We start from the raw sequence: 24,720 nt of genomic DNA on the forward strand, positions 1-24,720 counted from the left end.
CGGCCGGCGGTCAGGGCGCCGGCGCCGGCCGTGATCCCGCCGGGTGCGCGGCGGCGAGCCCCCCGACCGCACAGGCCAGGAAGCAGAACGCGCCGGCCGCCGTCGTCCAGTTCACCGCGGCCAGGTCCAGCATCGAGCCCGTGGCGGGCACGACGTAGCCGGCGACCGCCGCGATCCCGAACAGGACGCAACCGAGCAGGTTGACCCCCGGCTGCCACCAGCCGCTCCCCGTCCGCACCGGCAGCAGGCCGCGGCGGGCGGAGGCACGGTAGGCGATGGCCCCGGAGACGAGGAAGCAGATCGAGCCCACCGCGTCCGGACGCCAGACCAGCCGGTCGTACAGGGGGTCGTCGAGGGTCACGAGGAGGGCGCGGAAGGTCGTGACGTTGAACGACAGCGTGCCCACCAGTTGGATCGACGCCGTCCACCACGCCGCACGGCCCGCGCCCGGCTCCTCGCGCCCCGGGGCCGCCGACAGGGTCTGCAGCGTCCCGCCCGTGGTGAAGAACAGCGAGGCGACGAAGAAGGTGATCGCGTCGGCCTGCGGGCCCACGAGCTGGAGGTAGCCGGGGAAGGGCCCGAGGACGAAGCCGACGGACCCGATCGCGAAGGCCGCGGCCGTCGCGCGTCCCAGGGTGAGTACGCGACGCCCGCCGGATCCCGCCGTCATGGGTGCCAGTGCAGCCCTCGCCGACGGCCGCGGGATCACCCCACGGGGAGGAGAGGCAGCGGCCCTGCGTGCCGCAGCCGCGTGCCGGCCACGCCGGTGCCACGGGTGTCGCGCGGGGTGGGTTCCGCGCGTCCCGTGCCGGCGGGTTCGCGGTGACCGACCAGCTCGAGCGCCGTACTCGAGGACCTCGTCGTCGAGCGACGGAGCCCCGGATCAGGGCGGTGGCGGGGCCGAGCCGAGCAGATCCGATCTCGCGAGCACCTCGCGGCTGTACCGGTAGGCCGGCTCGACCAGGGCCGGGCCGGCCTTGAAGTCGAGCATCGAACCGGCACCGACGGGCGGCCGCAGCAGCACCGTCCCGGGACTGGCGGCGAGGCGGGTGCGGTCGCCGCGGGAGCCGGCGAGCATGAGCCCGCGGATCAGCACGTCGGGCAGCGGGGGCGCGTGCAGCGGCGCCCGGCCCCGCCGCACGCGCGCCGCGAGCACCCGCCACCCCGACAGGGTCTCCCCGAACACCGCCGGCGGCCCCGGCGCCTCCTCGGGCGCGAGGTCCACGGCGACGAGCCGCCCGGCGCGCAGCCGGCTCCGCATGACGTCGACCGGGACGTTGTTGAGCACGCCGCCGTCGACGAGGAGGTCGCCGCGATCGGGCACGGGCGGGTAGATGCCGGGGAGGGAGATGCTGGCCCGGATCGCCCGCCACGCCGGGCCACGGTCGTGCACGACCTCCCGGGCGTCGCGGAGCGAGGCGGAGATGCAGAAGAACGGGAGCCACAGGTCCTCGATCTCCTGCCCGAAGGCGGGCACCTCACGGAGCAGGCGGGTGACCTTGCGGCCCGAGGAGTACGAGACCAGCGGCAGCGTCGCGGGGACCATCGATCCCTGCCGGACCATCGCGGCCACGGAGGTCTCCAGCCGGGCGTCGTGATCCAGCTCGGCGGCCCGCAGCCCGGCCATGATCGCACCGATGCTGGTCCCGGCGACGGCGTCGATGCCGATCCCGAGATCGTCGAGCGCCTTCATCACGCCGAGGTGCGCGAAACCCCGCATCCCCCCGCCGCCCAGCACCAGCCCGCGCGCCACCCCGGCGACGTGGCGGGCCAGCCGCTCGAAGTCGGCCGCACGACCGGCCCGGACGTGGTGGTGGACCGCGATCCGCCGGCCCGCGAGCCAGCGGGCGGTCCCCACGGGCTGCGCGGTCCCCGGCGGATGGACGAGGACGAGGTCGGCGGGCCGGTCGGCGAGCCCGGCGGCCGCGGCGCCCCGGGCGGGGTCGGTACCGGCTCGGCCGACCAGCAGCACTCGGTCGGCCTGCCGCAGACAGCGGCCGGTCCACGCGCTCGCGTGCGGGTCGGCCACGTAGACGACGAACCGGTGCCGCTGCTCCGCCTGCTGCAGCCGGGCGACGACCGAGCCGTTGCGCGGGTCGGGCGGCTCGATGTCGGCGGCGCCCCGGCCGAGGACGTCGTCGAGCCGGTCCCGGGACAGGACGGCGACCGTGCCGTGCCGGGCCAGTGCCTCGACGAGCGTGGGCACGAAGTCGGCGGGGACCGGATCGCGACCGGCGGCGAGGACCGCGACGGTGCCGGCCGACCGGATGTCGGGGGGCGGTGGTCCCGGCCGGGAGGAGAGCCGCACGAGCTGGCGGCACAGCCCGAGCAGTGCGGCGGGGTGACGGTGCGCGACCGTCTCGAAGGCGGTCGCGGACAGGGCGAGCAGCAGGGAGTCGCGGAGGGCGCGGACCCGGGTGCCCTCCGCGCGGCCGCCGAGCAGGGCCGCGGCGTCGACGACCTGGCCGGGGCCCCGTTCGGCCCGGGTGCCCGCGGTGCTCAGGACCTCGATGCGGCCGTGCCCCACCAGCAGCAGCGCCGGCCCGGCCTCGATGTCGTCGCCGGCGTCGACGTGCACCGGCTCGAGGTGGGCGAGCAGGCCCCGCAGCGCGTCGCGATCGAGACCACCGAACACCTCGGTCGAGGCCAGGAAGTCGAGCGCCGCACCGGAGTCGGGCCCGTCGGGGTCGGTGAAGCTCTCGACGAGGAAGAGCATCGTGCGCCGGCGGCGGCCGCGGCCGCGCCCGGCGACGATGTCCTGCCGGTCGAAGAACCCGGCACCGGAGGTCTCCGGATCCATGTCAGGCCATCAGCTCGGCGGCGAGGCCGCGGTAGCGACCGGTCACCGGATGGTCGGGGTGGTCCACGGCGAACACACCACCGCTGGACAGGGCCATCAGCTCGTCCGAGTGCGGCACGACGGTCGCGACCCGGCAGTCGTAGGCCTTCTCGACCCGTTCGCGGACCTCGTCCTCGTCGAACACCGCGGGGGTCTTGTTGACGACGAGCACCATCGTCGGCACGGCCAGCTTGCGGGCCACGGCCACGGTGACCTGCGTGCCCTCGTAGTCCTGGTGGTCGGGCCGCAGGACGATCGCGAGCGCGTCCGACATCGCGATCGCGAGCAGGGTCTCCTCGTTGAGCCCCGGATGGGTGTCGAGGATCAGCACGTCCAGGCCCAGTGCGTCGATCAGGCCGCGGAAGCCGTCACCGAGGCGCCCGACGTCGTAGCCGTCGTGCATGACCCGCGCGATGTCCTGGGCCGCGACGCTGGAGGGCACCAGCCAGATCCGGCCGTCGCCGTCGAGCCCGGGCGGAGTGACCTCGTAGGCCGCCTCCGGCATCGTGCACCGGCCCCAGAGATAGCTGTTCAGGCTGTGCCCGACGTCGTCCTGGTCGAGCCCGAACAGGACGTGGATGCCCGGCGAGAGGATGTCGGTGTCGACGACCCCGACCCTGCGCCCCTCCGCCGCGAGCAGCGCGGCGACGTTGGCCGTGGTGTTGGACTTGCCGGTGCCGCCGCGGAACGAGTGGATGGAGACGATCCGGCTCACGTGCTCTCCGTCCCGCGCTCCCCCGAGCGCAGGCTCGCGGCCTTGCGCTGCAGGTCGGCGAAGTAGTCGGTCTCGGTGATCTCGGCGACCCGGCGTGCGGCGCGGGCCTGGTCGATCTCGATGCGCAGCGCGCCGACCTGGCGTTCCAGCCGCTGTTCGCGGGCGCGGACCTCGCGCGCCATCGTCTGGAAGGTTTGGGCCAGTCCGCCGAGTGCGTCGCCCCGGGCGGCGACGGCGTCCAGCGAGGTGGGCTCGAACCGCCCCGCCTCCACCTCGCCGGCCGCGCGGACCACCAGCCCGACCTGCTCGAGGTAGTCCTGTTCGACGTCGCGCAGCCACTTGCGGGACAGCCCGGCGCCGATGCGGGCGCGCAGCAGGACCGGGTCGAACGGCTTGGGCAGGAAGTCCTCGGCCCCGAGTTCGATGCAGCGCACCGCCTCGGCCGTCTCGTCCGCCCCGGACACGACGATGACGGGCAGGTGACGGAGCTGGGCGTCGGCGCGCATCCGGGCGAGCACGCCGTGCCCGTCCAGCCGTGGCATCAGCAGGTCCAGGAGGACGAGGTCGATCCCCGGCCGGGCGAGCCGCTCCAGCGCCTCGACCCCGTCGGCGGCGGTCTCGACCCGGAGTCCCTCGCGTTCGAGGCCGCGGCGCAGCAGCAGCCTGTTGGTCGGGTCGTCGTCGACCACCAGGACCGTCCCGGTCCCCCGCTCGCTCACGTGTTGCCCACCCTGTGCTCCCCCATGTGCTCCACCCCGTGCTCCCCCACCCCGTGCTCACCCGTGCCGTGCTCCTCCGTGCCGTGCTCCCGGGAACCGTGCTCCGCGCCCTCGCGCGGTCCGCGGGGATCGACGGTGCCGCGCAGCTCGTCGAGCATCGGCGCGAGCGCGGCGGTGATCTCCTCGATCCGCGGGGCCGCGCCCTCGAGGTCGCCGCCCGTGGCACGCTCCTCGAGCGCCGCGCAGCGGGCCGACAGGTCGCTCGCGCCGAACATCGCGGTGTTGGACTTGAGCGTGTGCGCCGCCCGGCGCACCCGCGTGGGATCCCCCGCGGCCAGCCCGTCGTGCAGCTCGGACACCAGCAGCGGGGCGTTCGCCGCGAACTCCCCGACCAGCTCCGCGACCAGCCCCGGTCCCTCCTCCCCGAACGACGCGATCAGCCCGTCGAGCACGGCGCGCTCGAGCAGCGGCGCCGCCGGGGCGGGTCGCGGCGGGTGCGTGGGACCGGCCGGCTCGGGACCCGGCCGGCGGGCCAGCGCGTCGGCGAGGTCGGCGAGGCGGACGGGTTTGGTGACGTAGTCGTCCATGCCCGCGGCGAGGCACTCCTCGCGAGCGCCCGCCATCGCGTTCGCGGTCAGCGCGACGAGCCACGGCCGCCCCCCGGCCGGGCGGGCGGAGCTGATCCGCCGGGCGGTCTCCAGCCCGTCGAGCTCGGGCATCTGGACGTCGAGCAGGACGACGTCGTACTCGCGCTGCTCCAGCGCCGCCAGCACCTCCAGGCCGGTCGCGGCGGTGTCCGCGCGATGGCCCAGCCGCTCGAGCAGGAGCAGCCCGACGCGGCGGCCGACCGGGTTGTCGTCGGCGAGCAGCACGCGGAGATCCTCGGCCGGCGGCGCGGGAGGGGACGCCTCGGCGGGTGCGCTCCCGGGCGGGGGTGCGCCGAGCAGCCGCACGAGGGTCCGTTCGAGCTGGGCGCGTCGGACGGGCTTGGTCAGCCAGGCGTCGACGGGCGCCTCCGGGTCGCGGGTGGCACCGAGCGACGACAGGCACACCGTCGGGATCCGCCGCAGGCCGGCGATCTCGGCGGCCAGCCGGGCACCGTCGAGGCCGGGCATGAGCAGGTCGGTGACGACGACGTCGGTCTCCCCGCCCGTGCGGACCCACGCCAACGCCTCCTCCGGCGAGGCGGCCGTGTGCGCGCTCATCCCCCACGCGAGGCAGTGCGCCGCCAGGATCCGCCGGTTCGCGGCGTTGTCGTCGACGATCAGTGCGGTCCGCCCGCTCAACCGTCCCGGCCGGTCCCCGGCGGCGGGCCGGTCCGGCGGGCTCGCGGCCTCGCCGACCAGCGTCACGGTGAACACCGACCCCCGTCCCGGCTCGCTCGTGACCTCGACGGTGCCGCCCATCAGCTCGGCGAGCCGACGGCTGATCACGAGGCCGAGACCGGTGCCGCCGTGGCGGCGGGTGGCCGACTCGTCCACCTGGCTGAAGGAGCGGAACAGCCGGGAGACCTGCTCCTCCGGGATGCCGATGCCGGTGTCGGCCACGGCGATGCGCAGCCTCCACCGGTCGTCCGCGGGCGACGCCGAGAGCGTCACGACGACCTCGCCGCGCTCGGTGAACTTGACCGCGTTGCCGACCAGGTTCACCAGGATCTGGCGCAGCCGGACCGGATCACCGAGCACCGTGGAGGGCGGCGCACCGTCGACGGCCGCCACGAGCTCGAGACCCTTCGCCGCGGCGCGCGGGGCGAGCAGGCCGAGCGCGTCCTCGATCACCTCGCGCGGGTCGAACGGTTCGCGGTCGAGCTCCAGCTTGCCGGCCTCGATCTTCGAGAAGTCCAGGACGTCGTTGATGACGGTGAGCAGCCCGTCGGCGCTCTGCGCGACGACCCCGGTGTAGTCCCGCTGCTCCTCGGTGAGGCTGGTCGCCGAGAGCAGCTCCGTCATGCCGATGACGGCGTTCATCGGGGTGCGGATCTCGTGGCTCATGTTCGCCAGGAAGGCGCTCTTGGCCTCGTTCGCGGCATCGGCGGCGGCCCGGGCGGCCTGCGCCTGCTCGAACAGCCGGGCTCCGGTGATCGCGCCGGCCAGCTGGCCGGCCACCGTCTCGGCCAGCGCCAGCTCGGCCGCGGAGAAGCGGCGGTTCTGCTCGCCGGTGTCGAGGAGGACGACGCCGACGAGCTCGTCCCGCGCCAGCAACGGGGCCGCGACGAGACCGCCCGCGACCCGCCCGCGGCCCAGCAGCCGGCGCAGGAGCCCGTTCGACGAGCCCGGAGGGGCCCACACGGCCCGCCGGCTCGCGACGGCGAGGGCCACGGGACCGTCGCCGTGCCGCGGGATCTCCGTGCCCCGGGCGAACCCCGGGCGCCCGCCGTGCTCGGCCTGCACCCGCAGCCGGCCGTCCTCCGGGTCGACCAGGGCGACCGCGACGGCGGGAACGCGGAACAGGTCGGCGGTGTCGTCGGCCGACCGTTCGAGCACGGAGCGCAGCGTCGGCGCGGACGCGACGGTCCGGGCGACCCGGCCCAGGACGGCGAGCTGGCGACGGTCCTGGGTGACGCTCTGCGCGATGGCGCCCGCGACGCTCGCGATGATGCAGCCGATCCCCATCCGGTAGGTGATCGACACGACGAGGAGTGGATTCCCGTAGACGGCCGCGCCCACGGCCTCGCGGATCGTGTAGACGACGGTCAGGACGCCGATCGTGAGCATCGCGCCGCGGAGCTGGAAGCGGATCGCCGCCTCCATCGGCAACACGTAGAGCACCGCCCAGATCGCGGTCTCGGTGTCGAACGTGTAGACCGCCACCAGGCCGACGAAGACGGTCCCGTTGAGCAGCAGCGCGAGCACGCTGATCCGCCGGGCGCGGCGCAGCGTCGTCATCGACGGGATGGCCCGCCACAACGCGACGTTGCCGAGGGCGAGCAGCACGGTCAGGCCCAGCGCCGCCTCGAGCAGGCCGGGTGGGTAGGGCAGGTAGTACGTGAGGACCTGGACCAGGGCGAACGCCACGCCGCCCCAGCGCACCCGCACCATGATCCGCTCGGCCCGGACCAGGCGCGCGAGCTCCGCGGTCTCGACGGTCTCGAACTCCGCGGCGCCGAGGGACGCCACCACGTCCGACCGGCGCCTCGTCATGAGGACGATGAAAGCAGGACCCCGCGCGCCCGTCACCCGTATGTCGGTGAGCGGACTACACCATACGGTGCACGACGGCACGTCCGACCGCGGCCGAGCCCTCGCCCGGTCGCTCGCGGACGGCATCAGGTCGGAACGGTCGATCGGGGCCCGCGCCTGCGTATGCTGATCACCGGTGTGCCGGGAAGCCTGGTCGGCTGTCCTCGTCCTGTCCCGGGCCGCGCCCGGGTGAACCGAGAGGCGGTCCCGTGCGCATCCTCGTCACCACTTTCGGCACGCTCGGCGACGTCCGGCCCTACGCCGCGTTCGGCGGCGCGCTGCGGGAGCGCGGGCACGAGGTGACGCTCGCGGTCCCGGAGGGGTTCCGCGACCTGGCCGACGGCGTGGGCGTCGGGATGCACCCGGCGGGCTCGCGCCTGCTCACGATGCTGCAGGAGGTCATGCCCGAACTCGGTGGGCCGCGCGACTCGCTGAGGACGTTCGGCATCCTCCGGGAGGCGATGCGCGACCACATCGACGAGCAGTGGGCCGCGGCGCGGGCCGCTCGACCCGATCTCGTCGTGTACCACCCCAAGTGCCTGGCCGGCCCCCACATCGCGGAGGCACTCGGGGTGCCCGGGGTGCTGTCCGTCCCGCTGCCCTTCTTCACGCCGACGCGAGCCTTCCCGATTCCGTTCCTGGGCGGCAGGTCGTTCGGCGGCCGGGGCAACCGGGCGTCGTACGCGTTCACCCGAGCGGCGACGGTCCTGTACGGCGGGATGATCAACGACTTCCGGCGGCGGATCGGGCTGACGCCGGTCGGCAGGCTCGGCGACCCTCTCCGGAACCCGGACGGCTCCCGGGTCCCCGTGCTGTACCCGTACAGCCGGCACGTGGTCCCCGTGCCCGCCGACTTCCCGCCGTCGGCCCACGTCACGGGGTACTGGTTCCTTCCGCACGACCCCGCCTGGCGACCCGGGCGACGACTCGCCGACTTCCTGTCGGCGGGCGAGCCGCCGGTCTACGTCGGCTTCGGCTCGATGGGTTTCGGGAAGGGCGCCGACGAACGACGCGACGCCGTGCTCCGCGCACTCGAGGCCAACCGCCTGCGGGGGGTCGTCGCGACCGGCTGGGGCGGCCTGACGGCGGGGACGGCGCCGTCGGACGACGTGCTGGTCGTCGACGCCGTGCCGCACGAGTGGCTGTTCGACCGGGTCGCCGCCGTGGTCCACCACGGCGGGGCCGGCTCGACGGCAGCCGGGCTCCGGGCGGGCAGGCCGACGCTGATCTGCCCGTTCCTCGGCGATCAGCCCTTCTGGGGTGCGCGGGTGCACGGCGTCGGAGCGGGGCCCGCACCGCTGCCCGCCAGGAGGCTCGCCGAAGGGCTCACCAGCCGCCTCGCCGACCTCGTCCGGAACGAGGCCTACCGGCAGTGCGCCGCCCGGCTCGGCCGGTCGATCCGCGACGAGGACGGCCTGGGCCGCGGCGTCGCGATCCTGGAGAGCCTGGTCCCGGCCTGAGTGGGCACACACCGGGCCGGGCGTGGTTCGTCGTGCCCGACTGATCCACCTCGGAGCCGCCGCGCCGCGGCGTCGGCGTGCGGCCCCGGATCCCTCGTCGGGCGAGTCACTGCCCCTGGACGGTGTCGAGAGCGACGCCCGCGCTGCTGCGGGCCAGCAAGTGCCAACCCACCCACCACCAGCACGCCACCAGCGCGATCCGGCCGGGAACCGTGCTCGCGACCGCCGAAACCAGCTCGCCGAACGTCGGTGTCGCGGTGTCCGGGCGCCGCCCGACGAACTCCACGACACCGGCCAGCGCGACGACGGCGAGGTACGCGGCGACCGTCGCGTTCCACCCGGTCATCGCCGGACCAGCCAGTACCCGCCGCAGATCCAAGCGACGTAGCCGACGAGCCGGACCGTGCGGTCGACGAACTCCGGCCCCACCAGGTAGCTGATCGTGGGGAACTCCGGCCGGTGGCCGTGGACCAGCGCCCCGATCTCCAGCGCGCAGCCGGCGAGGACCAGCGCGACCCACGGGGCCGCCGACCGGAGCGTGACCCGCCCCCGTCCGCCGACCCGCCCGAGGCGGCCGGATACGGCGACCGCAGCCCCGACGACGCCGAGCGCCGCGGTCACGGCCGTCGCCTGCCAGGTCTGGGTCGGGATCGGCGAGACCAGCACGGCGACCGCTACCGCAACCGCGAGCACGGCGGCCCGGGTGACGATCCGCGATCCACTCCTGGAGACGGCGGCAGACGACGGAGTCACGGGGTCGGCGGGACGACGGCGCGGTGGCACCTCGCCACGATCCCGCCGGTTCCGGGAATGGTCCAGGCGCGGCCGAGCCGCGGACCCGCCCGCCTCGGCCCCTTCGTCACGTGGTCACCGCACCAGCAGTACCTCGCACGCAACACCACCGCACCGCCGTACGCTGCCGGCTGCTGGCCCGCTGATCCGGTGTCGTGCCGGGTCCAGCGGGCCGCGATGCCGAGAACCGCGTGACCGGAGGAGTCGATGCTGGAATGCCGGCAGGGCGACCGATACCCACCCAGGACGACGTGCTCGGATACTTCGACACGCTGTCGAACTGGGGGCGGTGGGGCGACGACGACGAGCTCGGCACCCTGAACCACATCACCGACGACGTCCGGCTGGCGGCGGCGCGGACCGTCCGCCACGGCAGGAGCGTGTCGTGCGCCTGGGAGGTCGCCGTACCGGGAGACATGGAGCGGTCGACCACGACGTGCCCGTGCGCCGCCGACATGCCGGGTGCCGAGAACATGCCGGCCCGATTCCACGCGGACCGGCGCTGGGGCTTCTCGTCCGAGCGGCTCGGCCTCACGTTCCACGGAAACACCCTCACCCACCTCGACTCGCCGTGCCACCTCTTCTGGGACGGCACGATGTACAACGGGCGGTCGCACTCGTTGGTCGACGCCGCAACGGGATCGGCGTGGGCGGCCGTCACGGCGGCGGCGGACGGGATCCTCACCCGTGGTGTGCTGCTGGACATCGCGAGGGTCCGTGATGTGCCGTGGCTGGAACCGGGGCAGGGTGTGTTTCCCGACGATCTCGAGGAGGCCGAGCGTCGCCAGGGTGTGCGGGTGCGCTCCGGCGACGCGGTACTCCTGCGGACCGGCCGTGGCCGCGTCCGGCACGAGGCCGGGGAGGCCGGGGAGGCCGGGGAGGCCGACGGTGTCACCCAGGCCGGCTGGCACGCGTCCTGCCTGCCGTGGCTGCAGGAACGGGAGGTCGCACTGATCGGCGCCGACACCCCCCAGGACGTTCAGCCGTCGGGGTACGAAGCCGTGTTGATGCCGGTGCACGCCGTGAGCCTCGTGGCGATGGGTCTGTGGCTGCTCGACAACTGCGACCTGGAGGCGTGCGCGACGACTGCTGCCGAGCTCGGCCAGTGGGACTTCCACCTCGCAGTCGCGCCGGTCCGCCTCGCCGGCACCTCCGGCAGCCCGGTCAACCCGATCGCCACCTTCTGATCGCGGGGCTCGCGCCCGACAGTGCCGCACTCCACGCCGTCCGAGAGTCGATCAGCCCTGCGCCGGCTGCGGGTCACGATCTTCAGCGAGCCGTGATCAACGCCCTGACCTGGCGGAAGCGGAGGGATTCGAACCCCCGGACACTCTCGTGTCTCTCGCTTTCAAGGCGTGATCTTGACTCACGGTGCTAAACCCGCGTTGACCAGGGAGAACGCGAGTGGGAATCCCGTCTGGCGAGTGCACGGAGAGGTTGTCTGATTACCTCCCCGACTGGCGGATACACCTCCGTGCGTCGGGTCGGTCAGACCGGACCGTCGAGATCTACGCGGGCGCCGCCGTGGAACTCGTCGGCTTCCTAGGGGACCCGGATGTCGACCGGGTGACCCGGCGGGACGTCGAGCGGTACCTAGCTGTTCTCGCCGATCGGCCGAACAGGAACGCTCCCGGGCGTCGGGTCTCCCCCGGGTACGTGAACCAGCATTACCGGAGCCTCACTCAACTATTCCGGTTCCTCGCCGACGTGGAGAAGGTAATTCCGTCGTCCCCAATGATCGGGATTAAGCCTCCCACAATCCCAGAGAAGCTGACACCGTTTCCGACGGATGAGGAGATCCGGAGGCTACTGGACGTCTGTTCGGGAACGTCATTCGAGGACCGACGGGATACAGCGATCATCCGGTTGTTCCTCGACACCGGGGCACGTAGAGCTGAGATTACGAATCTCCGAGTCGGAGATGTCGACACGACATGTTCCGTAGTCCACGTGATCGGCAAGGGACGTAGGCCGAGGATCGTCCCGTTCGGCGACCGGACAGCGTTAGCCGTCCGCAGATACCTCCGCAATCGGAAGGTGCACACCCTCGCCGACTACACCGACCGGCTGTGGCTCGGTATGCAGGGACCACTGTCCCCAGGAGCGGTCCGGATGATCCTGGCTCGGAGAGCTGAGCGGGCCGGGATACGCCACCTGCACGCCCATATGCTGCGACACCGATTCGCCCACGTCTGGCTTGCCTCGGGTGGGTCCGAGGGAGATTTACAACGTCTCTGTGGGTGGCGCAGTCGCCAGATGTTGGACCGCTACGGGGCGAGTGGCGCGGATGAGCGGGCGAGGGAGGCACATCGTCGGGCCGCCCTCGGAGATCGTCTATGAGGCAGGGCCCTTATACGGGATCGGCCCACGAATGTTCACGTTGTCGAACATCTCCACATTAGTTGCGTACTGAATCATATCGAACGGAGGCATGTACGCGTTGACGCAATGCGTATCGAGCGTCAGCATCATATGAATGAGAACGTCGCCGTCCGGGACCGCGTCACCTATGGCGAGCCACGCACCCGGATGTGCGGCCGGAACGGCTTTCATATCCGTCTGCGGATCGATCATCCAGGAGTATGCACCCTTGCCGAGCACCCAGACGGAGTCAAGGCGCTCGTTCACCGGTTGATGGAGCAACTGACCGATATACTTGTCAGACATTGCCCGAAGATCGGCGCTGTCGTACGCGAAGACGAAACCGACAGTCGGACAATACCCGATGTACTCCTGCCCGTACATGTTCCTCGTCCGAGAGAACGGCTGAGGGTGGTAAGCCGTCTTCGGTAGCCTCTTCACCTTCGCGATATTCTCCGCCGACTTCCGCAACTCGTCCCAACTAAGGTGGGACTTCACCTCGATTACCGCGTAGACGCACTCCGCAGGGAGGATGCGATACCCTTCCTCGTGAAAGAGGGGCGGCGCGGCGGGATCGTAGATCACGATATCCATCTGCCCGCTTCTCTCGCCGTTGAGTGCGATAATTTCGCTAGACCCGGCGACCGCAACGTTCTTCGGAAGGTAGTCCTGCAGGAACGAGAGGAGTTTATCCTCCCGAACGGTCCCCTTGGATCCACGGTGCTCGATCGCGGCCGACTTCTCGAACTGTGCCCGCATCTCACGAGCGGTAGCGGAGAAGACCTCTGTTAGGACGTTCTTGTCTGGCATGCCGCGAACTCTAGCGGACAGGACCGACAATCCTCGCGAACAGAGCAACCTTCTCTCGGTCGGAACGTCTTACCAACATGGGACAAACACGGGACCGCTATCAGGAAGTCGTGACAGCCGCTTACGCTCTCGCCGCTGAGGCGAAGCTTCGCGGGGAAGAAGTCCGGCCAGGTTACGTTTTGTGGCGAACCCTCGGTGATAACCTTTACCGGGCAATCACCGGCGCCACAGATGCCGTGATTCCGGAGGACCGGCTACGCAGCATTATGGACGAGGCGGATGCCCGTGCTATCCAGGAACTCCATCAAGCGCCGGTTACGTACCAGACGGGCCGGATAGTCGTGTCAGATCCGGAATCCTAACGCGATACACGGGCCGGGAGCTTCTATAGCTCCCGGTCCTTTCTCGTCTCGACGAATACGGGCACACCGAGGTTACCGAGGTGCACACGCACCTCACAGAGACTCAGGCAATCCTACTGGGATCTATTCGGGGACAATACGCGATTTTCGATATCGCTAACGATAGGCAAATCGAGGTTTAGGTGACCGACCGGGAGCACGACGACGTTGAACTGATCAAACGTCTAGAAAGTGAGGGTGACCGGCTCAGCGCCGACTACGAATCGAACCGGTGGGCGACGGCGGAGGCGTACCACCGCGCGCTGTCCAACGGGATGACTCAGCGGCAGCTAGCGGCGAGGATCGGCAAGAGTCACGTACATGTGGGTGCGATGGACCGCGCACACAGGTACATGCTTGGTAATCCGGATTACCAGGGACGGTTCGCGGACCTCTACGCACGGTTCACAGGTAAACAGGGCAACCCTAAGCCTGATCCTGCCCCGGAACCGGACGACGATCCTGAGCCTGAATACGGCCCCGCGCCGGGAGCATCGCCTATCGGCGTGCGAACCCTCGGGGACCACGGTCCCCTCGGGGCCTGATCCGCCCCTGCTCTGGACGCCGCTAGCCCTCAGCGCCGCCCGCGTCCACCGTATGTGCTGCACGTCACGCTGCACGGGCTTGATCCAACCGGACGAGGCGTGTAAGCTGATCACTTCCGTGGGACGCGCCTGCCACCGTTCAAGGGCTCCCCGGACTCTAGCCGCACCGTGCGGACGCGTGGACGCTCAGCGCCCGGTCCCACTTTATCGCGGCAATCCCCCCGTAATACCCATGCCCGGACTCGGGTTGTTGTATGACAATTCAAAATGATACGCAATTCATTCCGTAGGCCAAGTGTATCTATAGACCCGGAGCATCGCTCAGGGTTCTTTGCTATGTCCAGATTCAGCCCGGTATATGCCGGGCATTCGCTATCGAGAAAGGATGAAACGTGGAAAAATGCGTTAACGGCCATGATAAGGCCGTCTTTATGAACGAACGTGGCGTATGCACAAAGTGCGCCTTGAAGTACAACGGCCGTCGCCGTATCCACCCGACCCATACCCCTGATAGGGAGACCCATGTCCAGGCTAGCCGAATTAAGAGCACAACTTCCTGCTAAGGCTCGGGCCTACCTCGATTTAGAGGATTCGAAATATTCCGAGTGGGCCACGGTCTGCTCTATTGCAACTTATTGTATGAACGCCGAGCTTACAGAGGACGATTTTGTTACCCTGGTCCTCGGATCGGATTTCGCAGACATCCTTGCTTCCGAGAACGGGCGGGATCGTTCAGAGCGGCTTCACCAGCGTCTAGGCAAAGCCTGGGCGGCTGTGGAGGAGGCGTGGCAACCTCCGATCGGATCGAAACAGGATCTCCGGGAACGTCTGGTAGATCTTCACGAGACCCTACGGGCGTTCCGGTTTCCCGGTAGGGGGCACGCTACCGACAGGACCGTCTCTCTTGCTGTTGTGGAGTACTGCCATGAACTCGGAGCGTATACACCGCTTCTGACCACGCGGTTTGTCTCGACTCTGGCAGGCGTAAGCCACTCCACGGCGAACCGTTCGCTTGGGAGGCTCACGGACCTAGGGCTACTAGCAGATCACGGCGTAGGTGACACGGGCGGCACCGTCTACCGGCTTAACGTCGGGTGGACGAATGGACATACTGAGACAAGTAATGCTACTAGGGGGGAAAGACTTACTTGTCCCACTTTGTCCATTGAACCCAAGCATCCGGCGTTCCTTAACGGTGCCCTCGGGTCGATCGCAGGACGTCTCTACTTCGAGCTAGATCCGGACACCCCGGTCACTGCAACCGAGGCCGCGAAGGTCCTCGGACTGAACCGTAAGACCGTGGAGCGGAACCTAACCCGGCTCGTTGATCACGGTCTGTTTCGGAAGTGTGAGGGTAGACCTGCGAAGTACGTACAGAACGACCTTCTCCCCGAGGACCTGGACGAGATCGCAAAGGCGTACGGGACATTCGATTGGCATGACCGCCAATCGGAGAAGTACGCCCGACAACGCGAGTGCTTCGCAGAGATCAAGCGGCAGAAACAAGGTGCCCTAGCCCCGGACTCCGGGCAGATTGATGGCGTAAATCAGGACCCGAGGGAGCTCGGTTGGGTGTGCGTTTCGCCTACTTGCCAAGATCCGTTCTGCGAAGAGCATGGCTCAGGGATTGATACCGTGCCCACGTTTGATCCGTTCGCTGACGATTACAGCCCGGTCTTTCGTAGAACTGCAGTACCCGACCCGTTTGCCGATATCGCCTGAAGGGTAATACGTGGACTCATCGAGCGATAAGCGCATATCAATGCTCCCGAAATCTCGACGGAACGCTAGCGGATCGCGTGCCGTCACGTCCGCCCCGGAGCTGGTCGAGAAGCCGGATCTTCGTGCGTACAACAAAGGGAGGCGGAAGGTCACGGACGAGACGCCTGGTGAACGCCGTGAGCGGGGACGTGTGCTCCGTAAGCGGTCGAAGACGGAACACTGGCGGTGGCGTACGAAGTACGGGGCTGTGGACCGCTACGGCGAGGATCTGGCGGTGTATGTCGGGGAGTGTCAGGGCTGCCAGAGATGGTTCCGCGTGGAGCGTCGACCAGCGATGCCGTGGGGGAGCTGGCCACGGTACTGCTCAAATGAGTGCCGGGAGTCCGCAGCGGCGACCTCGAAGCGTCGTGGCGCCCGGAGATGTCGGACAGGGCAGACCGATGGTAAGCGGCGGCCGGAGGTTCAGCGGTTCGTTCCCGAGGAACTACCGCCCGGTGAGCCGTATTGGGTTGCTCAGGACATCGTGAACCGTGACATCACCGCAACGCCGACGGCACGGAACCAAGCCGCCGAGTATCTCGCAGAAGAACCCTGACCAGCAATATTGTAGATAGTTACATCTAGACCTCGGGGAAGGAAAGACTAGAACAGCGCACGCCATCCCAGCGCTGATCGCAATAGCGATGCCCCGGACGAGTTGTGAGGCACCTCGTCCGGGGTTTCTTTATGCCCAGATGAAGTACCACCACAACCACCACAGGAAGGATAAGCATGGACATTGATAAGGCCACTCTGGCGGCCGGAATCCGGAAGGCTCTCGACAGCCTCCCTGGCACGAAGAATGAGCGTTGCCGCCGTCTCGGTTGCTCACCTCAGACTTACGACCGATGGCGCGACGGAGTGTCGACCCCTCGCGAGGCAGCTCTAGCCCGGATCGCTCGGGTTTCGGGGGTTTCTCAGGAGGCACTGAGGAACAGCGGCACCGAGCCGGATGCCGCGTAAGCAATCCCCGGGCGTGTTACCACGGTTCGATGAGGTCGCCGTGATGGTGCTGTTGCTCCCGATTCAGGAGCAACGGGATCTACTCGTGTGGCTATCCGGCCTTCTAGCCACAACCGACGTGTAGAACACCGATTCCCGGGGCTGAGATGGATTCTGACAGCCGTACCAGCATCCCGGGACTAGAAGTACCTAAGAACAACATAGAGAGGAAGAACAGGAATGAAATGCAGAACGAGACGCTCCGCCAGGCTCAGCGATGGGACCGGAACGTAGAGAAGTACGAAGCCGCCGGGTATTGCGACCGGTGCGCCTGTCAAGCCGCCTGGGGACACCAATCGGGATTCAGCACTGTGAAGCCGGTATGCCAGGGGTGTCACGGTAAGGCACCCGCAATCTCAACCATCGGTTCCCGGGAGTGGGCCGGTGCCGATCAATCCACGAAGAACGGAGACAACATTGAGTGACATTATCGATCCCAACGGAACCCTTATCGACCAGATCCGTTCGATACTGCTTAACAACAACGAGGTGGACGTCAACCCGGCAACACCTCGTGTTATTACTGACAAGGTCGCCGAGCCCGACAACCCTGAGGGCGATTTTGTAGCCCTCGTTTTTGATCAGCTCGGTTGGAACACCGAGATTACCCCGTTTGACCGCTGATAGGATCTAGAATGAACCTTATTCCCTCGCACGTTGACCCTTCTACCGGCCTCAGTGTTTCCCGTGACCCGATCACCGGTCGCGATGTCATGCATGTCCCTGAGCTTGATCCGGCTTATCGACGCGAGAACGCTCGAAACGCCGTCCCGTCTGTGTTCGGTGGTCTGACGGTTCAGACCTTGACCGCTATCAAGGATCGGGAGCGTGCTCTAGCGCTGTTGGACACCTACGGCATCGAGAGGCCGCGTACCGTCACCGACGCTCTTGAGGTGTACCGCGCTGTCTCCAGTGTTCGTGTTGACGCCCCGGCGCCACGGATCGCGGGTCTCACGGCTACCGAGGCCGTAGATGCCCTGGACACGTATGCCGACACTCTAGCCCGTCAGGACGCTACGAAGCGGGCTAAGGACCTCCTCGTCGCCCAGGCGGCGGACGAGGTAATCGCCGCGTTCGGTGCCTGTGTGGACGATGTGCTCCCGAGTCTCTCTGATCGGTTCGATACAGAGGCGCGCGTGTTCGTTGAGGCGTACGAAACCGTGAAGGATTGCGGTTCTATCGCCGACGCTGCCGTGTTGGATCAGTCGGGTAACGGCGTAAAGGATTGGCACCGTGCCCGGAATTCCGCCGAGGAGATGAACAAGATCGCCGATATCCTCCTCGCGTTTGGCCTTCCGGGTCTAAAGCCTCGTGGAGCGGACGCGGTTGACGGCGGTTACACGGTGACGATCGCTGGTGATATCGGGTCCGGTGATGTGTCCGAGTTTTTCCACCTCACCGACTCGGCTCGGAAGGGTGCAGTATCGACGGATCTGCCGTTCGGGCTGTACCCGGTTACGTTGCGGTCCGGTGTTCCTCTCATGCTCCCTGAGTCCACGGATGATTGGGATGACCGGCGTCAGACCTACTGGGCTGCTTCGCAGGATTTCGGGATGGGTCTGTTTCGATGAGGCGTAATGATCTACTCGGCGACCTGTACGCGTCGCCGGTGGTCTGAAAACAAGCCCTGAGATCGTCTCAGATAGCCGCGAAGACGTCCCCGGTGTCTTTACCCTTGGGAACCCTGAGACGGCTACTCACGGCGATCTGAGGGCTGAATAGAGGTGCTAGAGGATGGACGGATACAAACCGTGTAAGCGGGACGGGTGCCCAGGCTGGGTATCCTTGGGACCGAACAGAAGGACCGGCGACTACTGCGGGTTCATTTGTTTGGATCTGGAAAAGAAGTGGGCCAACACGCGTCGGCGTGCCACCGACTCGTCACCAGATATTAGGGCAATAGCGCGTCGAGAACTCTTATTGCTCGCGGATGTCTATGAGGCCGTCAATGATCTCAGGGCGGAGCAGTCAAGCTACATCAAGCTTCGAGGTCGAAAGGCCCAAGCCAAGTAGTGGTCACACCAAGGCATCAAACAGATCATTCAAGACGTGATTGCTGCCTCAGGATTCTCGATGATAGCCCCTGTATTCTTAGGCATTATGTCGTGCAATCTGTATTCTCGTCTTCCGTGTGATTGCTACACGCTTGGATTACGGGGAGTGCGTAGGTATGGGGTACACGAGCGCTGCCGGTGTACGGACGCGGGTTATGTGGTCCGAGTAGATGAGTGTTACCGGTGACGAGGTAGCTACTACATAGTGGGGTGGTGCACGTGTGGGTAATGAGATTCGTGTAGTGCCTGCCTTGTCCACATCCTGAGGAACGAATCAAATCAATCATTCCTTTGATGTGCTGGGATGGACACGTAGAAACCATGGGATCATCTGTTGCGTTGGCGTGGACGAATCGGATAGAGTCGAGGTGCGACCCCCAGGGGGGATTCCCTCCCCTGGGGAACCCTCGATCGGTGCGTATAGCTGAGCCGTCGATCGACTTGCGTGCGAGACCCTGTTTTTCAGCCCAGAGACGTTCTCTGGGCCATTTTTGTATTCCAGGAAGGTTATTGTAATGGAAAAGCCCGCTGATCTAGGCGCGGCTGGGGCTTCATTGTGGGATGAGGTACTAAGTGACCCGACCCTAGTCCTGAGGCCGGACGAATATCGAACGCTAGAGCTTGCCTGTCGGCAGCTCGACACAATCTCTGAGCTGAGGGCCGTATTCGCAGCAAATCCCGAACACGTCGTCTCCGGCAGCATGAAGCAAAAAGTCATCAACCCGCTAATTGCTGAAATCCGCGTGGCCGGGGAGTCTTACGCCCGGTATATGAAGCAACTAGGGCTCCCTGACGACGAGGTCAGGGCAAACCAGAAGGCCGAACAGCAGGCCGAATATTTCCGACGGCTAGCTAATCTGCGTTGGGAGAAGAATGGCGACTAGGATTAAGCGGAACGGGAAGAGCGACGACGTTCTGGCCGATCTGCCTCGTGGGCTTCTGAGCCCCGTGATCCAAATCGACCCGTCGGCGTCTCGCACACACAGGCAGTATCAGGCATACGAGTCGTGGTCTGCGTATGCCCGGGAGCTACAGACCCTCGTGGGTTCGGCCGCTCCTGCGATTATGGAAGCGTTAGGGTCGACCTTGGCTGACTTCCTCGCCGTTGCGACCACTCTCCCCGAGGATCGGATGGCTCGTTGAGACAGTTCGGTGATACCGTGTTTCTCGACGGCGAGGAGCCGGATCAGGAGTTCCTGGAATGGCTGAACCAGCGGTGTTGGTATCCGATGAGCCGGGATGCGACCGGGTTGCCCCGGATGATCCTCGTCCTGGACCGTTGCGATGGTCAGCACTCGGAGAAGGGGGCTCACCGTGGGTCCCCTGCACATCGTCCCGTCTGGGACCTCCGGGAGCGCTAGGCTCCCGTCGTGGGCGACTTGCTGAGGTTGAGACTCCGGGACCCTGCTGAGCTGTCCGACGAGGAGCTGCGGCGGGCCGTTGACGGCGTGGTCGCGGACCTTGAAGCCGTAGGGCCGGACCGGATGCCCCGCTTGCTCAGGGCTGCGAAGGACCGCCTGGGGCTGGACTGGCAGTCCCTAGCCAACCTCTCCGGCTATCCCCTGCCTACGACGTTCAGCTTGACTCGACACCCGTTCGGGGCGCGCTGAGCGCTCCCAAAGCGCACATTGGCGAACGTTGAGTGGTTTGTGGCGGGGATGCCTTCCTGATCGGGCTACCGTCCGACCATCGTGGCAAACGCTTCGTGTTCGCTTCCTAGGGCCGCTGATCGGTCCGGACAGGGTTCCCGTGTCTCAGAAGACGTTCGTCAGTTTCACCATCGCCGTTGAAGACGGCAAAACCCCGCATGAGGTCTACCGGCGGGCGCTTGCCGCTTATCGGACGGCTGCGGTACGGAGGGATCCCGCCGAGCATCCGGCGGAAGTGCATGACGCAGTCGGTCCCGTCTCGTCGATCGACTTTTGCGTTGCGGTCGTCACCGAGGATGACATCGAGGCCGTCCAGGCGATCGTGACGGTTACGAAGGTGCTGGAGGCTGCGGGTCTGTCTCTGGTGGGTTCGGCTAAGCCACTGGGCATTAAGCCCTACGAGGAGAAGGCTAGCTAGCTCATCGGTAGATGAGGTGGTTCCCGTCGGTCGGCGGGTTTCCCCTTCGGCACCGCTCGCGGCGGCACAAGGGTTCGCGTGAGCGTGTCCACGGCTACTGGCCGTCAACTCGGGTTTGAACGGCACGCCCCGACCGGGGGGGTAGGCGGGGCGTGCCGACAGCGAAGGGGGACCGCTGCGGTTGCCAGGGTCGCCTACGTGATCCACTCCGTCAACCGGTACCGGCGAGTAGTCCGGTTGGGCGGGTTACAGCACGTCTGAGTGTTGTAACCTCTTGTCCGGGCGGGGCGTGATGACCCTGGTCATGGCGTCCGGGGGGACGCAGGGGGCTGACCATGCGTGTGGGTTGACGCCTCGCCCACCATGAAAGAACACGCCCCAGGGGTAACCGGGGCGTGCCCACGGGAGGCGAAGCCAACCGTCCCGCGTTCTGGATCATGCTTGGACGACCCGTCCGTGTCACCCGGTTTGTGACCCCCTAAGGTCGGCCGCTGCGGAGGGGGCTCCGTGTCTCGGTTGTGGGAAGCGGCTCGGGAACCCGGGGGTCCCCTCCCATCTCAGGTGAGCTACCCGGTCGCTTTCGGCGGCGTAAGCCCTACACGGGCGCGGCAGGGTCCGCACCGACGAGCGGAGCCGCGCCCGACATGCCAACCGTGCGGACCCTGGTGTGGTCGTGTAGCCCTTGTGGGCCGGAAGCGGGCGGGTAGCGGAGCCACCCGGGAGCAGAGGCCGGGGCTCGGGGCGGAGCCCCGGTGTTGTGGCCTTCTCACAAGATCACCCCACGCCGGCCGTGTGAGCTCACCAGCACGGTTTAGCGGTTCGCAACAACTAGCCGTGCTCGTCGGCTAACGCGTCCACCTGACGTTTCAGGTCTTCGAGGTCCCACCGGTCTTGCCCGCCGAGGGTGCGCCGAGCGGGCTTCACACGTCCTGCACGGGACCACCGACGCAACGTCTCCGAGGAGACGCCCAACGCACGCGCCGCCTCTGCGGTCCGGATTAGCGGCTGGTCATCGGGCATGTCCGCATGGTCGCACACGTCGACCGCGATGCCGTAGAAGTTGGGACTTGTGGGAGTTGTGGGAGTCCGTGATACGGTGTGGGTGTTGTGGGAGTTGCCCGACTTAGGAGGTCGCGCGGTGAGGTTGCCGGTTCAGGTCCCGATGTGGGTCCTCGTCCTCGTGGACGTCGTGAGGCCGGGTCGGGCGCTCGTGACGTGCGATGAGCTGGATTTCGGCGGAGAGATCGTCCTGGACAAGTACGGCGCCACCGGTCGCCGGGACGTCTACGTCGTGGAGTCCGAGGGCGAAGTGATCGGTAGGGCGAGGTCGTACCGAGAAGGTGCGTACCTGCTCGCCGAGCGAAACGGTCTACCCCGATCGTCGGTCACTGTCGAGACTGAGCACGAACACCGGGTGTACGCACGTGGCCGGTAAGCATCGAACCGTTAGAGCGGCACGTAACCGCCTGATTGCCCGGTATCACGACGAGGCCGCAGGACCACCGTTCCCGGGTGCTGTAGGGATTAGGTGCTCTGAGTGCCGCCGGTTCATCGTGTGGTCGGCTCCTCCGGAGCCTGAGGTTCCGACCGTATGCGCCGAGTGTTCCGCGAAGGAACACGGCCGGGAATAGCTTCCCCTAGCCATAACGCGCCACTAACAGCCGACAACAACAACACACACGAGAGGAAACAGAGATGCGAACCATTCCCGTTGACCAGAACCGCGTGACCCTGATTGGTACCGGTAAGGCTGCCGCTCGCGCTGAGTATGTCGAACTCGCCGACGGTCAGCGCCGTCGGTCCGGAAATCAGGCTAAGGACGAGAACGGCGTTCCCGTGTGGGTCGTTGACGTCCTCGTGGACGATCCCGACGCGGATCGGGCGGAGGTCGTTGGTGTCCGTGTCGCTTCGTGGGATGAGCCGAAGTCCGACCGTTGGAAGCCTGTTCGGTTCGTGAACCTCGTCGCCGTCCCGTACGCGGACCGTTCCACCGGCCGCGTCGCCCTTTCGATGCGAGCCGACGGTATCGAGGGCGTCCCGGCTGCGAAGGCCGCGTGATGGCATCCGTCACCGTCACTCGTGAGGAGTTGTCGGAGGCGTACCGCAATGCGCCTCCTCGCCGGACAGACGCCGGGACGATGCATGACGGTGCCGAGGCCGTTGCCGCTCTCGTCGCAAGCCGATTGGGCGTAGATCTCCACGTAGACCGTGGTGATTCGACAGCTATCTACACCGCCGCGAACTAGTCCGCTCCCCCTCGGGACCGGCCCCATTGTGCCCGGGGCCGGTCCCTTCCTACGTCTGAGAGGAGAACTTGTGTCCGTCATCGGCTGGATTCTCGCCCGGTTGTGGGATTTCGCCGTATGGGTCTGGTCCCTGGCGCCCGTTCACATTTCGCTAGTTCTCGCCGCGATGCTGTGCGGCTATATCGCCGTCTTCCTCGTCCCGCGTGATCGCGGATGGCTCCGAGTGACGCTGTACCGGCGTCCCGTTCCGTGGGCGAAGGGGCACGACCCCGCCGAACAGGTGGTGATCGTGGACCTTCCCGCCGAGGACCCGATTCCGGATACCTCGTCGCACCCGATTGCCAACGTTATTCCCCTCTTCGACCGGAAGGCGGCTTAGGTGTTCGGGAGGTGGAAGGAGGCAGCTCTACAGGACCAGGTGGACGCGTATGAAGCCGATTCGATCGTCCGAGCATGGAACCGAGCGTGCGAGGGTGCGGGTCTGGTCCGAACCGTCGACACCGTCACCGGCCCCACCGTGATCCCCCCGGCGGTCACCTTCGTTGTCCTCGGACCTCCTCGGCGGCTCACCGTGCGTCTACAGCCCGGTATGACCGCCCAGGACATCCGAGCCGCCGCCGCGCGTCTGGCACCCCACCTGGGGGCCTACAGCCTGCGAGTGGAACCCCGAGGGCTCGGGGAGTGGGTCATCGTGACCCTTCTCGATTCGGACCCCCTCGGGGACGTGTACCCGCTCCCGGGTCCCGCCGAGGATTTCGACGCACCCATCGTGATCGCTCGGGACGAGGATGGCAACCGGGTTGCCGAGGCTGTGTCCCGTACCGGTCACATCGTCGTCCAGGGCTCCACAGGCTCGGGTAAATCCGCGTGGCTTTACGCGTTCCTGTCCCAGCTCTCCGACCGTAACCGGGCGGGATTCCCGCTCACTATCGGTGGTATCGACCCGTCCGGGATTCTGCTCCGGCCGTTCGAGTCCGGTTCCCTCCTCGGACTAAAGGACCCCGACGCCATTGAACGGTTCCTCTCCGAGGCCGTCGCCAAAATGGATAACCGAGTCGCGAGCATTCCGCACGATAAAGATGTCCTCGATATCACCCCGGAATTCCCGCTCCTGTTCCTCGTGTTAGAGGAGTATCCGGGTCTTCTCCGGTGGCTTGACGCCCTGGACGCGAAGCAAGCGAAGCGGGTGCGTGCCCTCGTCGCCCGTCTGCTCTCCGAGGGACGTAAGGCGGGTTTCCGCCTGGTCCTCGTCGCCCAGCGCGCCGAGGCCGGAATCATCGGGGCGAACGAGCGCGCCCAGTGCTCGCTACGGCTCTCGTTCCGGGTCGACAACCTCGACGCCGTACGGCTCCTGCACACCGACGCTGACACCGAGACAGCGGCGCGCCACTCGTCCGAGGTCCCCGGGGTCGCTCTGCTCTCCGCTCCCGGTCGTCCGCTCTCCCGTGTCCGAGGTCCGTGGGTCGGCGGGTACGCGGAGTATGTCTCCCGGGTGGCCGCGTGATGACGGCTCAGAGCGTGGCCGCCGCCCGCGTCGCCGGAGGCGTAAGCGGGGCGGTCGGCCCGGCGGCGAAGCCGCCGCTTGGTACCACTGCGGAGAACCCTTCCCGGGAGGTTCAGTACCACTGCGGAGAACCCTTCCCGGGAGGTTCAGCGGCGGTCGCGGCGTCGTGAGGCTATGGCGTGGCGGTCCCGGTTGTGGGAGCTGACGAACCTTCCGAGGCTCCGGAACTGTGGGCGGGTGGCGCACACGTCGGAGGGTGGCGCTG

General features: G+C 67.4%; 23 protein-coding genes. 14 read left to right on the plus strand and 9 right to left on the minus strand.

Features of this window, described 5'->3' with window-relative positions; translation table 11 throughout:
• Nucleotides 1-10 precede the first annotated feature (10 nt).
• The 5 genes from ACL02T_RS12880 to ACL02T_RS12900 all read right to left on the minus strand — a co-directional run bounded on the left by ACL02T_RS12880 (nt 11) and on the right by ACL02T_RS12900 (nt 7,413).
• On the minus strand, nt 11-670 hold the full coding sequence (locus ACL02T_RS12880) for a hypothetical protein (RefSeq protein WP_412830911.1): 660 nt from the start codon (nt 668-670) through the stop codon (nt 11-13).
• A gap of 213 nt (nt 671-883) precedes the next feature.
• The gene (locus ACL02T_RS12885; RefSeq protein WP_412830912.1) at nt 884-2,800 is read right to left on the minus strand and encodes a patatin-like phospholipase family protein; all 1,917 of its coding nucleotides are present in this window, start codon (nt 2,798-2,800) and stop codon (nt 884-886) included.
• 1 nt (nt 2,801) lies between these two features.
• Nucleotides 2,802-3,554, minus strand: a complete 753-nt coding sequence (locus tag ACL02T_RS12890) for a MinD/ParA family ATP-binding protein (protein ID WP_412830913.1) — start codon at nt 3,552-3,554, stop codon at nt 2,802-2,804.
• Nucleotides 3,551-4,273 carry a response regulator gene (locus tag ACL02T_RS12895; RefSeq protein WP_412830914.1) on the minus strand — a complete coding sequence of 241 codons (723 nt, stop codon included), beginning with the start codon at nt 4,271-4,273 and terminating at the stop codon, nt 3,551-3,553. The genes ACL02T_RS12890 and ACL02T_RS12895 overlap by 4 nt, the downstream gene beginning before the upstream one ends.
• Entirely contained in the window at nt 4,270-7,413 is a 3,144-nt protein-coding gene (locus ACL02T_RS12900; protein ID WP_412830915.1) for a hybrid sensor histidine kinase/response regulator, read from the minus strand. The genes ACL02T_RS12895 and ACL02T_RS12900 overlap by 4 nt, the downstream gene beginning before the upstream one ends.
• Before the next feature lie 248 nt (nt 7,414-7,661).
• Here ACL02T_RS12900 and ACL02T_RS12905 point away from each other — a divergent pair, with 248 nt between their 5' ends.
• A complete protein-coding gene (locus tag ACL02T_RS12905; RefSeq protein WP_412830916.1) occupies nt 7,662-8,912 on the plus strand; it encodes a glycosyltransferase in 1,251 nt (416 codons plus the stop codon).
• Nucleotides 8,913-9,018: 106 nt separating this feature from the next.
• Here ACL02T_RS12905 and ACL02T_RS12910 read toward each other — a convergent pair whose 3' ends face one another.
• Entirely contained in the window at nt 9,019-9,258 is a 240-nt protein-coding gene (locus ACL02T_RS12910) for a DUF6186 family protein (RefSeq protein ID WP_412830917.1), read from the minus strand.
• Complete coding sequence (locus ACL02T_RS12915; protein WP_412830918.1) at nt 9,255-9,605, minus strand: hypothetical protein; 351 nt, start codon at nt 9,603-9,605, stop codon at nt 9,255-9,257. The genes ACL02T_RS12910 and ACL02T_RS12915 overlap by 4 nt, the downstream gene beginning before the upstream one ends.
• A gap of 350 nt (nt 9,606-9,955) precedes the next feature.
• Between ACL02T_RS12915 and ACL02T_RS12920 the strand changes: the two genes are divergently transcribed.
• Entirely contained in the window at nt 9,956-10,891 is a 936-nt protein-coding gene (locus ACL02T_RS12920; protein ID WP_412830919.1) for a cyclase family protein, read from the plus strand.
• 217 nt (nt 10,892-11,108) lie between these two features.
• Nucleotides 11,109-12,044, plus strand: a complete 936-nt coding sequence (locus tag ACL02T_RS12925; RefSeq protein WP_412830920.1) for a tyrosine-type recombinase/integrase — start codon at nt 11,109-11,111, stop codon at nt 12,042-12,044.
• Here ACL02T_RS12925 and ACL02T_RS12930 read toward each other — a convergent pair.
• Entirely contained in the window at nt 12,039-12,875 is an 837-nt protein-coding gene (locus tag ACL02T_RS12930; RefSeq protein ID WP_412830921.1) for a DUF6602 domain-containing protein, read from the minus strand. The two genes, ACL02T_RS12925 and ACL02T_RS12930, sit on opposite strands and share 6 nt — an antisense overlap.
• Nucleotides 12,876-13,419: 544 nt before the next feature.
• On the opposite strand from ACL02T_RS12930, the gene ACL02T_RS12935 reads away from it, so the two are divergent.
• The 7 genes from ACL02T_RS12935 (at nt 13,420) to ACL02T_RS12965 (ending at nt 20,705) form a co-directional block, all read left to right on the plus strand.
• Nucleotides 13,420-13,821: a hypothetical protein gene (locus ACL02T_RS12935; protein ID WP_412830922.1), complete on the plus strand. Its 402-nt coding sequence runs from the start codon at nt 13,420-13,422 to the stop codon at nt 13,819-13,821.
• A 522-nt stretch (nt 13,822-14,343) separates the two neighbouring features.
• Entirely contained in the window at nt 14,344-15,543 is a 1,200-nt protein-coding gene (locus ACL02T_RS12940; RefSeq protein ID WP_412830923.1) for a helix-turn-helix domain-containing protein, read from the plus strand.
• 1,458 nt (nt 15,544-17,001) lie between these two features.
• The gene (locus tag ACL02T_RS12945) at nt 17,002-17,208 is read left to right on the plus strand and encodes a hypothetical protein (protein ID WP_412830924.1); all 207 of its coding nucleotides are present in this window, start codon (nt 17,002-17,004) and stop codon (nt 17,206-17,208) included.
• An 11-nt stretch (nt 17,209-17,219) separates the two neighbouring features.
• Nucleotides 17,220-18,155, plus strand: a complete 936-nt coding sequence (locus ACL02T_RS12950; protein WP_412830925.1) for a hypothetical protein — start codon at nt 17,220-17,222, stop codon at nt 18,153-18,155.
• A gap of 998 nt (nt 18,156-19,153) precedes the next feature.
• On the plus strand, nt 19,154-19,522 hold the full coding sequence (locus ACL02T_RS12955) for a hypothetical protein (protein WP_412830926.1): 369 nt from the start codon (nt 19,154-19,156) through the stop codon (nt 19,520-19,522).
• A 486-nt stretch (nt 19,523-20,008) separates the two neighbouring features.
• Nucleotides 20,009-20,248, plus strand: a complete 240-nt coding sequence (locus tag ACL02T_RS12960; protein WP_412830927.1) for a GatB/YqeY domain-containing protein — start codon at nt 20,009-20,011, stop codon at nt 20,246-20,248.
• A gap of 139 nt (nt 20,249-20,387) precedes the next feature.
• Entirely contained in the window at nt 20,388-20,705 is a 318-nt protein-coding gene (locus ACL02T_RS12965; RefSeq protein WP_412830928.1) for a hypothetical protein, read from the plus strand.
• Between the two features lie 828 nt (nt 20,706-21,533).
• Here the strand turns inward: ACL02T_RS12965 and ACL02T_RS12970 are convergent.
• Complete coding sequence (locus tag ACL02T_RS12970; protein ID WP_412830929.1) at nt 21,534-21,725, minus strand: MerR family DNA-binding transcriptional regulator; 192 nt, start codon at nt 21,723-21,725, stop codon at nt 21,534-21,536.
• Nucleotides 21,726-21,843: 118 nt separating this feature from the next.
• Here ACL02T_RS12970 and ACL02T_RS12975 point away from each other — a divergent pair, with 118 nt between their 5' ends.
• From ACL02T_RS12975 to ACL02T_RS12990, 4 genes are all read left to right on the plus strand, one after another.
• Nucleotides 21,844-22,140, plus strand: coding sequence for a hypothetical protein (locus tag ACL02T_RS12975; protein WP_412830930.1), 297 nt, complete (start codon nt 21,844-21,846; stop codon nt 22,138-22,140).
• A gap of 260 nt (nt 22,141-22,400) precedes the next feature.
• Nucleotides 22,401-22,763: a hypothetical protein gene (locus ACL02T_RS12980; RefSeq protein ID WP_412830931.1), complete on the plus strand. Its 363-nt coding sequence runs from the start codon at nt 22,401-22,403 to the stop codon at nt 22,761-22,763.
• Nucleotides 22,764-23,021: 258 nt separating this feature from the next.
• The gene (locus ACL02T_RS12985) at nt 23,022-23,330 is read left to right on the plus strand and encodes a hypothetical protein (protein WP_412830932.1); all 309 of its coding nucleotides are present in this window, start codon (nt 23,022-23,024) and stop codon (nt 23,328-23,330) included.
• Complete coding sequence (locus ACL02T_RS12990; RefSeq protein ID WP_412830933.1) at nt 23,331-24,455, plus strand: P-loop NTPase family protein; 1,125 nt, start codon at nt 23,331-23,333, stop codon at nt 24,453-24,455.
• Nucleotides 24,456-24,720: the final 265 nt, after the last annotated feature.

The sequence above is a fragment of the Pseudonocardia oceanicola genome (assembly GCF_047200735.1).
Taxonomy (GTDB): domain Bacteria; phylum Actinomycetota; class Actinomycetes; order Mycobacteriales; family Pseudonocardiaceae; genus Pseudonocardia.

Excerpts from the sequence above, each read along its gene's own strand:
- ACL02T_RS12880 (WP_412830911.1), bottom strand. The coding sequence starts at position 670 with ATGACGGCGGGATCCGGCGGGCGTCGCGTACTCACCCTGGGACGCGCG.
- ACL02T_RS12885 (WP_412830912.1), bottom strand. The coding sequence starts at position 2,800 with ATGGATCCGGAGACCTCCGGTGCCGGGTTCTTCGACCGGCAGGACATC.
- ACL02T_RS12900 (WP_412830915.1), bottom strand. The coding sequence starts at position 7,413 with ATGACGAGGCGCCGGTCGGACGTGGTGGCGTCCCTCGGCGCCGCGGAG.
- ACL02T_RS12910 (WP_412830917.1), bottom strand. The coding sequence starts at position 9,258 with ATGACCGGGTGGAACGCGACGGTCGCCGCGTACCTCGCCGTCGTCGCG.
- ACL02T_RS12930 (WP_412830921.1), bottom strand. The coding sequence starts at position 12,875 with ATGCCAGACAAGAACGTCCTAACAGAGGTCTTCTCCGCTACCGCTCGT.
- ACL02T_RS12940 (WP_412830923.1), top strand. The coding sequence starts at position 14,344 with ATGTCCAGGCTAGCCGAATTAAGAGCACAACTTCCTGCTAAGGCTCGG.
- ACL02T_RS12950 (WP_412830925.1), top strand. The coding sequence starts at position 17,220 with ATGAACCTTATTCCCTCGCACGTTGACCCTTCTACCGGCCTCAGTGTT.
- ACL02T_RS12955 (WP_412830926.1), top strand. The coding sequence starts at position 19,154 with ATGGAAAAGCCCGCTGATCTAGGCGCGGCTGGGGCTTCATTGTGGGAT.
- ACL02T_RS12970 (WP_412830929.1), bottom strand. The coding sequence starts at position 21,725 with ATGCCCGATGACCAGCCGCTAATCCGGACCGCAGAGGCGGCGCGTGCG.
- ACL02T_RS12980 (WP_412830931.1), top strand. The coding sequence starts at position 22,401 with ATGCGAACCATTCCCGTTGACCAGAACCGCGTGACCCTGATTGGTACC.